The organism is Gracilimonas sp. (assembly GCF_035704785.1).
Taxonomy (GTDB): domain Bacteria; phylum Bacteroidota; class Rhodothermia; order Balneolales; family Balneolaceae; genus Gracilimonas.
On sequence record NZ_DASSWP010000068.1, the window covers coordinates 1 to 14,981 of the forward strand.

General features: G+C 38.8%; 9 protein-coding genes. 6 read left to right on the forward strand and 3 right to left on the reverse strand.

Features of this window, described 5'->3' with window-relative positions:
* The 6 genes from VFM80_RS03825 to VFM80_RS03850 form a co-directional block, all read left to right on the forward strand.
* The coding region (locus VFM80_RS03825; protein ID WP_395069722.1) for an NFACT RNA binding domain-containing protein at window positions 1-522 on the forward strand (522 nt) is incomplete at its 5' end.
* Window positions 519-1,082 carry a shikimate kinase gene (locus VFM80_RS03830; protein WP_395069724.1) on the forward strand — a complete coding sequence of 188 codons (564 nt, stop codon included), beginning with the start codon at window positions 519-521 and terminating at the stop codon, window positions 1,080-1,082. The genes VFM80_RS03825 and VFM80_RS03830, both read left to right, overlap by 4 nt.
* Window positions 1,075-2,166: a 3-dehydroquinate synthase gene (gene aroB / locus VFM80_RS03835; RefSeq protein ID WP_395069726.1), complete on the forward strand. Its 1,092-nt coding sequence runs from the start codon at window positions 1,075-1,077 to the stop codon at window positions 2,164-2,166. The genes VFM80_RS03830 and aroB overlap by 8 nt, the downstream gene beginning before the upstream one ends.
* Window positions 2,166-6,908 (forward strand): translocation/assembly module TamB domain-containing protein, encoded by a 4,743-nt coding sequence (locus VFM80_RS03840; protein WP_395069728.1) that lies wholly within the window; start codon window positions 2,166-2,168, stop codon window positions 6,906-6,908. Before aroB ends, VFM80_RS03840 begins: the two co-directional genes overlap by 1 nt.
* 10 nt (window positions 6,909-6,918) lie before the next feature.
* Window positions 6,919-9,087 (forward strand): ribonuclease R, encoded by a 2,169-nt coding sequence (gene rnr, locus VFM80_RS03845; protein ID WP_395069730.1) that lies wholly within the window; start codon window positions 6,919-6,921, stop codon window positions 9,085-9,087.
* Window positions 9,088-9,105: 18 nt separating this feature from the next.
* A complete protein-coding gene (locus VFM80_RS03850) occupies window positions 9,106-12,441 on the forward strand; it encodes a peptidase MA family metallohydrolase (RefSeq protein WP_395069732.1) in 3,336 nt (1,111 codons plus the stop codon).
* Window positions 12,442-12,443: 2 nt separating this feature from the next.
* Here the strand turns inward: VFM80_RS03850 and VFM80_RS03855 are convergent, their stop codons facing one another.
* The 3 genes from VFM80_RS03855 to VFM80_RS03865 form a co-directional block, all read right to left on the reverse strand.
* Entirely contained in the window at window positions 12,444-13,658 is a 1,215-nt protein-coding gene (locus VFM80_RS03855) for a type IX secretion system plug protein domain-containing protein (RefSeq protein WP_395069734.1), read from the reverse strand.
* A gap of 64 nt (window positions 13,659-13,722) precedes the next feature.
* Window positions 13,723-14,547 (reverse strand): diaminopimelate epimerase, encoded by an 825-nt coding sequence (gene dapF, locus VFM80_RS03860; protein WP_395069736.1) that lies wholly within the window; start codon window positions 14,545-14,547, stop codon window positions 13,723-13,725.
* On the reverse strand, window positions 14,547-14,981 hold a 435-nt coding region (locus tag VFM80_RS03865; protein ID WP_395069738.1), incomplete at its 5' end, for a DNA polymerase III subunit delta' C-terminal domain-containing protein. The genes dapF and VFM80_RS03865, both read right to left, overlap by 1 nt.

The following is a 14,981-nucleotide window of genomic DNA, read 5'->3' on the forward strand; positions in this document are numbered from 1 at the left end:
CGTATTCCTGAAATGGAGAAAGAGAAGGAGCGAGCAGAGAAGTTGCTTGAAGAAGCCGAGAGCATTACCAATCTATGGGAGTTTCAGGATTGGGAAGAAGAAAATGAAGATGTTCTTAAGGAGTTTCGAAACCAGTCCGGTTCAGATAAAGATGATGAACAGTTACCTTTTCATACTTTTGAAATTCAGGGGTATCCTGTTTGGATCGGAAAGAATGCTAAAAGTAATGACGTGCTTGTACAAAAAGCTCACAAAGAGGACGTGTGGATGCACGCCCGGAAAGTAGCCGGTTCTCATTTGGTGATCAGAATGGGGAATGATAAAGGAATGCCGCCCAAAAACGTTCTGCTTGAGGCAGCTTCTTATGCGGCTTATAACTCAAAGGCGAGAGGCTCAAATCTTGCCCCTGTGATAATCACCAAAAAGAAATACGTTCGTAAACCCAAAGGCTCCGTTCCCGGTGCTGTACTTGTGGATAAGGAAGAAGTTGAAATGGTGACGCCCAAAAAACCGAGTATATGATCAGGAAAAAAATAGAAAATATGGAAGAAAGTATTTTTATCTGCGGTTTTATGGCTTCCGGAAAAAGTACTCTCGGGAAGGCTTTAGCCGGAGAATTGAACTTTGAATTTGTTGATCTTGACCAGCTTATAGAGAAACGGGAAGAAAAGTCGATAAGGCAGATCTTCCGGGAAAAGGGAGAAGCTTATTTCAGAGAAAAAGAGTGGGAATATCTTTTAGACTTAACGCGAAATTTCAAAGGTGTAGTGGCTCTGGGAGGTGGGGCACTTCAAAACCAACGGATCATCGATCATCTTAAAGTACACGGATTGCTGTTATTCCTTGATACCCCCATGGAGGTAATTGTGGAACGAGTTTATAACAGCGAGGAACGGCCAATTTTGTTTAACGAGTCCGGAAAAATAAAATCCAAAGAAACTCTCTTTACAGAGCTGAAAACCTTATATTCCGAGCGCGAAGAATTCTACAAACAGGCCCAGATCACAATTAAAACTCCGTTATTTACAACTGTTCAGGAAATGGCAGAGGCAGCCAAAGCTAAAATTACCCGGCATGTCTGATTTGATATCCGTTCAAACATCTACAGAAAAAAACTATCAGCTTCATTTTGGTCACGACCTTTCGGACCAATTGGAGTTCTATATCCATTCCTTTAGCTCAAAAAAAGCATTTGTACTGGTAGATGCCTTTGTGTTGGAGCATCATCGTTTACATTTTGAATCGGCATTAAGTAAGAAGTTTGAGGAACTTCATATTTTTGAAATTCCACGGGGAGAGCAGGCCAAGAGTTTTAATATCTATCAAAAAGCACTCAATTTTGTACTGGAAAAAGGCGTGGAGAGGGAGACGCCGCTTTTTGCAATAGGAGGTGGCGTAACCGGAGACCTGGCCGGATTTGTTGCAGCCACAGTATTACGGGGCATTCCGCTGATACATATCCCAACTACATTATTGGCCATGGTTGATAGTTCTATTGGCGGGAAAACAGGGATCAACCATGAGGTTGGAAAAAATTTAGTGGGCAGCTTTTATCAACCGGAAGCCGTTTTTGCTGATGTTAAATATCTGGAAACATTGCCTCATAAGGAGTGGGTAAACGGACTAAGTGAAGTTTTGAAATACGGAATGATCCATAGCCCTGAAATTCTGGAACAGGTAAATTCGTTGTTAGAGAACGATGAATTTAATAATGGGAAAGCCTGGTTACCCCTCATTCAAAAAAGTGCTCAGATCAAAACAGATATTGTAGCTGAAGATGTATTGGAATCGGGAAAACGAGCCTATTTAAATTTTGGTCACACCTTTGCTCATGTCATTGAAAAGGAAGGGAATTACTCAAAATATTCACACGGAGAAGCCGTGTACGCCGGGATGATCGCGGCAGTCTATGCTTCAAATGAGTTGGGAGCGGAGATTGACCCATCCAATTTATTACAGTTTAAGTCGTTATATGAACTGTCTTTGAATGAGATAACATCATCTCCGGAAGAACTTGTTGAATTCATGAAAACAGACAAGAAAGTTAAGGATGAACAAATTCAACTGATCTTGCTTCAAGAACCAAGCTTCCCCTATGTTCATAAGATCACTGAGATTGAGCTCATTAACCAAACCTGGCAACATACTTTAAAGATCTTTCAATAGTGCCTTATTTACGCTGGCTACATAAATCCTGGAATGCATTCTGGACCTTTATTGGGGTTCTGATACTTTCTGTGACCCTGATCATAGGGGGTGTTTTTGGAGCTATGCAGCTTCAGCCTGTAAAAGATCAAATAGCCCTGGAGTTGCAGCAAAGGTTTGCTCAGAATTATGAAGGAGTCATCAGTATTGGTTCCATCAAGGGGCTGTTACCCTTTAATGTGGAGCTTAATGATGTTAAAGTGTACCATAACGAATCTTCTTATATTCCGGTTTTGGAGACTTCTCAAATTACAGCCGGCATTGATGTTTGGTCACTTTTACAAAACAGGTTTTTCGTAAATTCTTTACAGATCAATGATCCGGAATCTGTATTTGATCCCGATTCAAGCTTTTCTGTTCATAACGCTTTTATACCAAAACCCGATACTTCTCAGGTAACAGAAGGTGATCCTGAGGCAGGTTTTGATTTCGGTTTACAAATTATCATTCCATCAGTAATAGTTCAGAATGGTAGTCTTGATCTTAGAAATATTCTGGATCGGAATAACAGCATTTCTTCAGAAAGCAGTTTAAAGATCACTGATCTGAATATGGATCTGTTCTTTGAATATACCGAAGAGCAACGATTTATAGATATGAACTCAGTTACATTTAATACCTCTGCAGAAGGGCTAAATGATATAGAGATCTATGGACAGGTCTATAATGATGATCAGTTCTTTGAATTAAATGCCATCAATATCAGAAGTGGTAATTCTTTGATGAGATTTAGCGGTGAAGCAGATAATGTTAATATTTTAGATGGAGATATTTGGTCGCAGTTTTCTAATACCGGCCTGAGTTTTAGCATCGACAGATTGATGGTAGAACCAAAATACATATCACGGTTATTCCCAAAAACACCCAGACTACCTGCAAATTTGAATGGCTCTTTGACCGGGAAAGGTTCACTTGATTCCCTCGCTTTTGCAAATGGGGAACTGATAGTAGGAGATAGCTTCAGTAGTTTTAATGGATTTTTAAAAAATTTAAAACCCTCTTCACCATTTAGCTATGAAGTTAATATAGCTTCGCTGATTCTAAATGAAAATGAACTGCGTGCAGTTTATTCATCACGTATGGATTCCATTCAGGTTGAAGCCATTGCCGCAAACAGGTATCAGGGAATGATCAGTGGAAATACTGATACCACTAATATACAAATGGAAGCAGAAGGTGAAAGAGGAAGTCTAAATGCCGGTGGTGTCTTTAGCTGGGGGGGAGATCAAACGTCTTTTGATATCAGTTTTAGAACAGATTCTTTGAATTTAGGATATTTATTTGATCCCAGGATTCAGGAAACGGATCTGACTTTAAGGGGAGAGGTAAAAAGTAATTCATTTGACCTCCGGGAAGCAAATGGAGGACTTTTTATTGAATCTATTGAATCTATTGAATCTATTGAATCAGAGGAAAATAACTTTGATAACAGGAATTTTAATCAGATCTATGTTTTAGCAAATTGGCAAGATGGATTTATTGAACCTGAACTAAGGGCCGATGTGAATGGATCTTTAATTACGACGAATGGTTGGGTCGATCTAAGAAAAGACACTCCCGAACTCTCACTTCAGGGTTCTGCCAGACAGATTCAGGTAAAAGAAATTATTCAAAACGAAAGCCTGCGTCCTGTAATAGCTGACATTGAATATGATCTTAATTTGAAGGGTGCAAGCCTTGATGAGCTTTATGGTCAGGTGAGTATGGATGTATTACAAGCGATCGTGGAAAGCGATACTTTGGGCCGCCATCAATTATATTTTGATTTTAACGAACCCGATTCCCCAAACCGAGTGTTAAGGTTTACTTCTACTGCATTTGACGCAACTGTTGAGGGGAATTACAACCCCGCTTCGCTCTTAACCCTGTCATCCCAATGGAATGAGTATTTTAGAGAACAGATAAGTGAAGAGCTCTTTTTTGAGGCTGTATCAAAAACAAGAGATACGACAAAGATCGAGATAAATCAGAGTCTTGAGCTCACCGGAAGGGTCAAAAACCCGGGGATGTTAAATTTTTATTTTAAAGATCTGCCTTCACTTGCTTCATCAGCAAGAGTAAGTTCATCGATCAATGTGAATTCTCAACAGCTGCTCTTTAATGCATCATTTGTTGATCAAAAAACCAACATAGGAAATTTCAATGCCGACTCATTAATAGTACAGGTTACCGGCGGTTTTAGAAAACAGGCTTCCTTAAAAGAGTTTTCAAACCTTCAGGTACAAGCCGAGGCATCTCTTATTGATTACGATTATTTGCAAGGAACAGGATTTGAACTATCAGCAAATATGGAGGAAGATTCAGTTGATTTTATAACTTCTATGGAAAGATTATCAAATGAAGCTTCTTTTTTATTGGAAGGCCACGCAATTTTATTGGATGAAGCACTGGCATTACGAATAGATGATTTTGAGCTTGGAACTGATACTTACAGGTGGGTGAATCGGGGAACGCCAATGTTGAGATACCTATCTAATGATAAATTGGTAGTGAACGATTTTGTATTTGATAATGAAGATCAGTTTTTAGAAGTAAATGGCACTTTTAGTACTTCTCCTGAAGATTCCGTTAACTACAATGTTATTGCCTTGGATCTCCAGGATATATCCGATCTAATGGGAGGACGCCTAGGCTTTGGAGGAAACTTAGATGGACGATTTACGACCCGTACTTTAACTACTGTACCTACAGTTCAGGGCGATGTAAATATAGAAGCATTAAGTTTAGGAGGATCACTCGTAGGAGACTTGAATCTCTCAAGTGTTTATAATTCTGAGTTTGATCGATTTGATACAAATATTTCTGTTAGCACCGACTCGGTAAAATATCCTGAATATTTTGCTAATACAGACAGAAGGGGGCAGGAATTTGATATTGAAGGTTATGTTTTGGCTCCTAAAGATGGAAGTTTTCCTGATGCTGATTCTTTATACAAGTTTGATGTCGATTTTGAGAATATAGACTTATGGATCTTGCCATTAATAGGGCCTAAAGTATTTGCAGAAGGTTCAGGAATGGCAAATGGCGAAGGATTGATCTGGGGTAATGCAAATGATTACGACTTTAAAGCTGATTTTATAGTTGGCTCACAGGATGCAGCATATATACGACCTCAATTTTTAGATACTTATTACTATGCACAAGGGGAAATTTCTTTTACAAGACATGAAGGCCTGACGTTTAAAGATATCTACTTAATTGATCCATCCGGGGGTAGTTCTACGCTCAGCGGGTATTATGATTTTAATGATTTTGCACCCATTGATAGTATGAATATCAGTCTTGAAATGAATGAATTTCAATTCTTGAACAGTGAATTTGATCCAACACTGGCATTTTTTGGCAATGCATATGGCTCAGGTACAGTAATAATATCGGGTACAAATTTTGATCCGGTACTAAGAACCGCAGGGCCTATTCAGATCTCTGATTTTTCTGAGATCTCAATCCCCTTATTGGAAGAAACTGACTTTAATGAAGACAATCGTTTTATTCGCTTTGTAGATTCATTTGATCCTGAAGATATTCGAAGCACCGGTTATTCATCAAGAGGCAGAATCAGGGCAAATGGTGATGGCGCTCAAGAAGAAGTAGACCTCTCTTTTGCGGAGCGATTTACCCTGGACTTGCAATTTCAGGCAAATGATCCAATGACAGTCAGGCTTATATTTGACCCTGTGACCGGTGATATTGTTACCGCAGAGGGTACAGGAAGGATCAGGATATTACTTGAAGATGAACAAGTTTCAATGTTTGGCAGGTTTGATATACAGGGGGGTAGATATCAATTTGTTAGTGGTGATATTTTTACCAGAAGGTTTGAGCTCGAATCAGGAGGTACAATTTCCTGGGAGGGTGACCCGGCTAACGCAAGTTTGAATCTGAATGCTGTGTACAGTGCTCGCCCGGATATTAATACTTTAAGTAATACCGAACGGGATCCCGAGAATTCACAGCGCGTTCCTGTTGACTTAGTTTTGAACATTGGCGGGACCATCTCAAGTATCGAAAACAATTTCTTTTTCCGGTTGCCGGATACTTTTGAATCGCAACAAAGCTCAACACTTTCAACCCAACTGGCTTCCATTAACAGAGATGAAGATTTGAAGTTACTTCAGGCTGCCAATTTTATGTTAATGGGTAACTTTATTCCAGTTTCTTCGACGGGACAAGCGCAGACGAATCTTTTCAGCGAAAATCTATCCGGAAGTGCAGCTGTTTTAAACCCGTTGATCTCAAGTCAGGTTATAAACCCATTGTTATCAAATCAGGTGAATTCGTTATTGAACAGTGATTTGAGTAGTTTAGATGTGGATTTCAACTTAAACACATATAATCAGGTAGATCTTGGTGTGGCTCTGAGATTATATAACGACAAATTAATACTGAGAAGAGAAGGACAAATTACCGGTAGGCAATCTAATATTGGTGATTTGGGTGCTACTTATAGAATAAATAGGACGTTTGCATTAACCGCTTTTCATCGTCAGGCTCTTGGCTTTGGAACATTAAGCAGTACAGAACAGTCACAACAATCACAGGATATAAATGGATTGGGGCTTGAAGCTAAAGTAAGTTTTAATTCCTGGAATGAATTTTTTGATAGATTATTCTCTCCTTTTCGAAAGTTGTTTGGAATCCAGAAAAAAGAACAGAATCAAGAAGAATTAACAGAAAATAGCCGGGACAGAGATCCCGCATAAAGATATTTGAATGAGTAAAAAAGAAAGACTAAGTAAATTTGAAGAGTTGATCGTTGATCTGATCAAGAACAGCCCTGACAATAAATTAACGCGAGAACAAATGATAAGTGTTCTGCGTCTCGAGAGTAAGAACGAAATTAACAGATTAGATAAATCCTTAAATCGTTTGGCAAGTAAAAATACGGTCAGCCGTAAAGATAACTACGTGTTTTTAGGGAATAATAAGAAAGCTTCGAAGAGCGAGTCTTCCGGAAGTAAAGACATTTTGGAAGGTAAAATTGACATCTCGGTTCGGGGAACAGGGTATGTTATTACTGAAGCACTCGAACAGGACGTGATGATCTCATCCCGTGATGTCGGAACAGCATTGAATGATGATATTGTCAAGATCAGGATCACCGGAAAGAATAAGAAAAGTGGGCAGCCTCAGGGTAAGATCCTGGAAATTGTAGAGCGTGGCAAAGATTTTTATGTCGGTACTCTTTCCAAGGTCAGTAAAGAAAATTTTGTAATCGAAGCAGACCCACAATCGGTTCATACCAACTTTTTTGTATTGCCTGAATATGTGAATGGAGCTCAAGATGGTGATAAAGTGATTTTTGAACTGGTGAACTGGGTTCATCCAAAGGCATTACCTGAAGCGAGAATAAAATCCGTACTGGGTAAATCCGGCTCTAATGATGCCAATATTCTTTCCATTCTTGCAGAGAATGATATGGTAGCAGAGTTTCCTAAAGAAGTGGAAGATTATGCCCATCAGATACCGCTGGAAGTTCCTGAGGAAGAATGCAAAAGACGTCGCGATCTGCGCGATGAAAATGTGTTTACTATCGATCCCGAAGACGCCAAGGATTTTGATGATGCCTTAAGCATTAAGAAACTCGATAACGGAAATTATTACCTGGGTGTTCATATTGCCGATGTAACTCATTATCTCACTCCGAAATCGGTATTAGATGAGGAAGCTCATAAGCGTGGCACAAGTGTTTATTTAGTAGACAGGGTGATTCCTATGCTCCCAGAAGTATTAAGTAACGGTGTGTGTAGTTTACGTCCAAATGAAGATAAACTAACCTACAGTTGCTTCATGGAAATTGCTCCCAACGGAAAATTGGTAGATTATTCTATTGAGGAAACCGTGATACACTCCAGGCAGCGTTTTGTGTATGAAGAAGCTCAGGAAGTGATAGACGGTAAAAAACATAAGTTCAGCAAAGAAATAAATATGGTAGCTGAACTTGCACGAACTTTATTGGATCGCCGCTTCAGAGAAGGTGCCATAGACTTCGATAATCCTGAACCTAAATTTGTTTTGGACGATAAAGGCACTCCAGTTAAAGTTATAATCAAAGAACGAATTTTTGCCCACCGTTTGATTGAAGAATGTATGCTTATGGCTAACAAGACAGTTGCCATGCATGTTGAGGAGTTAAGGAAGAAATCCGATAAGAAACGCTCAAAAGACCTGTATCCATTCTTTTATAGGGTACATGATAAGCCTGATCAGGAAAAGCTTTCGGGTATAGCTGAACAGGTTAAACCTATTGGCATTAAGTTTGATCCGGGCAAGAAGATCAGCCCTAAAAGAATAAATGAACTATTAAAACAAGTGAAAGATACCAGCCTGGAGTATATCGTTAACGGTCTGATGTTGAGAGCTATGGCTAAAGCTGAATATTCTCCAAATAACTTAGGTCACTTTGGCCTCGGATTTGGACATTATGCACACTTTACAAGCCCTATCCGCCGTTACCCCGATGTAATTGTTCACAGGTTGCTTAAAGGATATAACGCCGGTGCTCGTGTTTACACCTACGATCAACTTAAAAAAGATGGAGAACACTGCAGTGAACGCGAGAAAGTGGCTGTTGATGCTGAACGTGATTCTGTTAAATTGAAACAAGTCGAGTTTTTAAGCAAGAAAACCGGAGAAACATTTGACGGAATTATTAGTGGAGTAATGGAACGCGGAATTTTTGTTACACTAAAAAACGTTTATTGTGAAGGTATGATTAGATTAAGTGACTTGAAAAGTGATTATTTTGTTTATAATGATAAACGTCATGCTTTGGTTGGACGTAAAAGCGGTAAGCAATTTCAGCTTGGTGACGAAATTCGAGTACGCGTTAAAAGTACAAATATGCAAAAACGGCAAATTGATTTTGGATTAGCCCGGTAACATGTAATCTATATTATTATGAAAGTTAAAATACTATCGGTTGTAACAATTACAGTTCTCATACTGGCCACAAGTACTATTTCAGTATTTGCTCAGTACTATTCATTTGGTAAGAATAGAGTGCAATATGAAGATTTTAACTGGAGATATATACAATCTACTCATTTTGATGTGTATTACTACAGTAATAAGAATTATGAATTAGCCGAATTTGCTGCAAAAAGTATTGAAGCTGCCTACAAACAACTCAGTGAAGATTTTAATCATCAAATTTCAAACCGTATTACTCTTATTATTTATGACTCTCACAATGATTTTTCCCAAACCAATGTAGTAAATCTTCCTATCAGTGCGGAAGGAATTGGAGGTGTTACTGACAAACTGAAAAACAGAATGACAGTACCTTTTACGGGAGATTATTCGGATTTTCGCCGCACACTGCACCATGAGTTAGTACATGCGGTTTTCAATGATATGTTCTACGGAGGTACCATTAATTCAATTATCAGGAATAATATTCAGCTTCAGTTCCCTCTTTGGTTCGAAGAAGGTTTAGCTGAATACACCGCTTTGGGATGGGACACTAATACTGATATGTATATCAGAGATGCGATCATTAACAATTATCTACCACCCATACAATATCTAAGTGGTTATTATGCATATAGGGGAGGGCAATCAGTTTGGAATTATATAGTTGAAGAATATGGAAGGCAGAAAATCGCAGAAATATTACAACGAATAAAGACTTCAAGAAGCGTCGAATTCGGTTTGCAGCAATCAATAGGCCTAAACATAGAAGAGCTTTCTGAGGTATGGCAGAATGCTTTACAGGAGCGCTACTATCCTGAAGTTGCTGAACGAGAACGAGTAGATGTAATTGCAACTTTATTAACAGAGCGAGGTGAATTCGGTTCCTACAATACAAGTCCTGCTATTTCTCCTCAGGGTGATAAAATTGCCTTTATAACAAATAAACGCGGATATTTTGATGTAGTTGTTATTAGCGCAATTGATGGGAAAAAACTTAAAACATTGATCAGGGGTGAAGATAACCCGGAGTTTGAGGAACTTAATATCCTTAATCCTAACATTGCGTGGTCTCCTGATGGAGAAAGAGTAGCTTTGTCTACAAAGTCAAAAGGTCGGGATGATATTGCTATCATTGAATATGAGACAGGAGAAGTAACAAAAATAGAATTCCCGAATATAGACGCAATTGCTTCGATAGCTTGGTCTCCTGATGGCAATAAAATTGCATTCGATGGGAATATCGGGCCTTATCAGGATATTTTTGTGTATCAACTTGATTCGCAAAATTTAACCAATATTACCGGTGATTTCTTTTCAGATATGCAGCCGGTCTGGGGTCCGGATTCTGAATATATTTATTTTGTCTCTGACAGGGGAGAAAAAACTCAGTTGCACAATTATAGTGTGAATTATGACTTACTGAGTGATGAAAGTATTTATCAAACAGATATTTACAGAGTTCGTTTAAATTCCAGAACTGCAACAAGGCTTACAAGTACACCTATTTGGAATGAAAAATCTCCACAAACAACCAGAGATGGAAGGTTGGTATTTATCTCAGATGAAAATGGAATTCCAAACATTTATGAATTTAATTTAGGCTCAAGAACAGCAGTACCGCTAACAAACTTACAAACCGGTGCCTCTCAGATATCAATAAGTGGAGACGGTACAAGGCTAGCATTGAATTCAATAAATGAAGGCTATTTGGATATCTTCTTACTTCGTTCGCCTTTTAATAGAAAAAAAGAGCAAGATCTTTCCCTGAATTATTGGGCACAACGCAGAGCAACAGAATCTAATGCGGAGAGAGTGCCTGCTATAGGATATGCACAGGAAATGTTTGACGATGGACTTGTTTTGGCTGATGAAGAAATCACTGAAACCTCAAATGAAACTGAACAAGATACCAGTAATGCAGAGGAAGCCGAGATAGACTTCAGAAATTATGTTTTCAGTGCTGAGGTTATGGAAGACTCAACATTAGAACTTGAAGATGTAGAGAGTTTCAATCCGGAAAACAATATTACGGAAGATGGAAGATTCCAACCAAAAGAATATAGACTGCGGTTTTCTACTGATATTTCATATAACCCTAGTTTTGTGGCTTCAACGTATGGCTCTTATGCCCTTACTCAATTCATAATAAGTGACCTGTTGGGCGATCATCAAATTGCGTTAGGAACAAATTTTGTTACAGATCTGCGAAATAGTGACTATACAGTGCAATACGGATATTTAAAAAATAGAACTAACTGGTTTTTCTCTTATTTCCACTCTTCGCGCCGTTATCAGACCTATTTTGGAGAGATCATTCGTTTCCGAACATTTGGTGGGGGGATAAAAGCTCAATATCCAATTAATAAATTTAAAAGAGTAGATGCTGGTATTACAACATTGGGTATAACCCGTGATTATAGTTCCGTAAGTGAAGTTTTTTCAGGCTATTCGGTAGGCCAGAATCAAACTGACAACCAAAGTAGTGTTTTCCTATATCCTGAATTGATATTTACAAGTGATCAAACACTTCCCGGTTTTCTTACACCCAGGGGTGGAAATCGATATGCAATTGGATTTTCAGGAAGCCCTGGCATTGGGAATAATGCCCCGCAGTTTGCATCCGTATTAGCTGACTATAGAAAATATCTCAATCTAGGGTTAGATTATAGTATTGCTTTAAGAGCATCTGGTGCTGCCTCTATAGGACCTGATAAACAAACTTATTTTATGGGCGGAAGGTTAGGATGGATAAACCAACGAATCAATCAAAACGGGCTTTCATATGATAAATTAACAGACACCTTCTTTACTGTTCCGGCACTACCGGTTCGAGGATATGCTTTCAATAGTATTTATGGAAGTAACTTCTCATTGATAAATGCTGAATTCAGATTCCCTCTGTTTGCTGCAATTGTTCCAGGTGCAATTCCAATATTACCACTGTATAACATTACTGGAACAGCTTTTGTAGATGTGGGTACGGCATGGGGACAAGGAATTAACTATAACTTTATGAGTGACGGAATTGAGTATGAAATTATTGATGGAAATGGCAATACTATTAATAATGGTAGCGAACTAAATTTCCTGGTTGCAGAACAACAAACAGCTACAAATGCCCGAGAGGTGGAAACGGGTGTTGTTCGTCCATTAGGTCAACCCATTAACTATTTAGAAGGAGACGTCTTAATTGGTGCCGGTTTTGGACTTAGAACAATTGTATTTGGCTTGCCCTTTAGATATGATATTGGATGGCCATATGATCGAAGTGGTTTTGGCAGCGATCCAATTCATTATTTTTCAATAGGGATAGATTTTTAAGATTATCGGCTGTTGAAAACCTGAACGTATAATAACCGCTGATAACTGTAATCAGGGTCATCGAAGTATACAAAGCTGATGTATTCCTGGTCTTGACGTGTAATAGTATCACTCAGGATCAGGTCATCTATTCCAGCAGTGCTGTCTTTAACTGCGTATTTATACGTATAAGTACCTTGTTTGATGAGGGAAGTAGTTTCCCAATAACCTGATTCTTCGTTGTAATTTAATTTATTCTGATCAGAAAGGATCCATTGGTTAAAATCGCCCACTAAATAAACCCCAGGGTCTTCCGTATACTGCCCCCCATCCTGAAATCTGAAACGGACACTAGCGTATCTGGCTTGTTCTGAAGTTTTGGGGTTACCGAATGTCGTTCCTCTAATTTCTAAAGGATCTGAAGAGAAATTTAAAACATCTTCTTTTAGAATAATTTCAGGCGGATTTTTTCCGGGAAACCAATCAATTATATCTCTCCCGTCAATTGAAAAATTTGTAAGGTCCAAACGTATAAAATCATAGTTTGCTGCGAAGGCATTCTCACTTGATAAATGGTATTGAGCTTTACCTTCTTCACTGAAATCATAATTTTCTGATCTTCTGGTATCTCCCCAAAAACGATTCTGTACAAAATAAAAGCTGAGATCAAACTGAGGAAATTCAACGAAATCAGGATATTTATATAAACTGAAAGGCCGGTCAACTGCATTAAAGCGTTGTCCTGCGTTATAGTTTGTCTCTACTTCTGAAACCATTGTACCGGCATTTTCAGTCACAAAGAAGGGCAGGGAAAATAGCCGGATACCTGAAGAAAGGTCAGACACATGAAGCATAAAATTTCCACTGGTCTTGAACTGCAATTGCCCGGAAGGGAACTCAAGGTTGTAGTGAATATAATCAGGCTGTGACAATTCATTCTTATTTCCACTACCTAAGATCAGTTCATTCCTTCCTTCTAAATACCAGTCTTGGGGGATGTTACTTTCATTCCATTCCTGATCATGATGAGTAAAGGTGACTCTGAATTGTCCGGTTAAATCCGACAATTCATCGAAAGCGAGAATTAGTTTTTCAGGGCTTTCAAGTTCAATGATCGGTGGATTAGTAATGCTTCCTTTCCGATAAAGCTGAATACTTTTTATAGTTTGTGGAGCAGGTAATTGATTTGGAACTAAATACCGGCTGATATAGGTATCAGAGGTATCGTAGTTGTTCAAGGAATCGGAAATTTTTGCAGAACAACCGATAACATAAGATCCAACTACGGATATTAGTAAAAGCTTATAGAGAAAATGATCCTTTAAATACAAAATGTGCAGGGCCGGTTAAAATGAGTTGATGGTAGGTATTATTCTTAGGATCAAAATCAAAAGTGGCATTTAGCTTTCCCCCTTTAACCTTGACCTCATAAGTTGAGTGAAGTTCCTTTTTCTCTTGTTTCTGATGAGCAGCAATAGCTGATGCAAGGGCTCCTGTACCACAGGCAAGGGTTAGCCCTTCCACTCCTCTTTCGTAAGTTTGAAGGGAAATAATGTTTTCCTCATCGCAATGAGCAAAGTTTATATTACTGCCCGGTGGATCCACTTTTTTATGATACCGTAAGGCACTCCCCAGTTCTATTAATTCATCTTCCTTTTCCAGCTGTTCTTTGCTCACAAATGTGATCAGATGTTCTGTGGCCGCATCTGCTTTTATGAGATCGATCCGATTCAGGGTAACCTGTTCAGGTTTTACATGCACCGGAAAGTGGACGCTCACATTCTCATCATCGTGAACTTCTGCTTCATACAGATTGTCATGAACATTAAAAGTTTGGGTAGCGCCAAATCCATTTTGAAAAGCAAACATCACAAGGCACCGTGCTCCGTTTCCACACATACCGGCATCACTGCCATCGGCATTACGGTAGATCATTGTATAATCGATCTCGTCTCTTTCCGCAGTCTGAAGTACTAATATTCCATCAGCACCTATCCCAAATTTCCGGTCACAAAGCTTTGGGGTAAACCGGATGATATCATCAAGTTTAAAGCCATATTTTCGGTTATCGATAACAATAAAATCGTTACCGGCACCTTCCATTTTATGAAATGTGATTTCCTTCATTAATTTGTGAACGCAGGTACATGTTTCCAATTTTCCTCATCGGGGATCACAGGGTCAAGTCCACGCATAAGGGGTGAAAATCGTAAAGCCAAAACAATAAAGATCAGTTTCGGATTCACATTTTGTCGTAGGGCAGGGCGGTAGGAATCCAGATGTTTAATCATTTCCTCAAGCCGTGCATCATCCAATGATTTAACAAATTTTTCGATCGATTCAATCTGATCTATATTTGTGATGAATTTTTTATTTCCGGTTTCCCTGTAAACCATCAGGTCTCTGATGTACATCTCAATAAGATTGGTAATAGATATAAGTCCTTCAATATTGTTTGAGCTTTGCCAGTCTTGTACCAATTTTGAAAGTCCGATGGCATCCTGGCTAAAAGCCATGCGCATGTATTGAACTACTGATTCCCGGTTTTCTTTAAGCTTCTC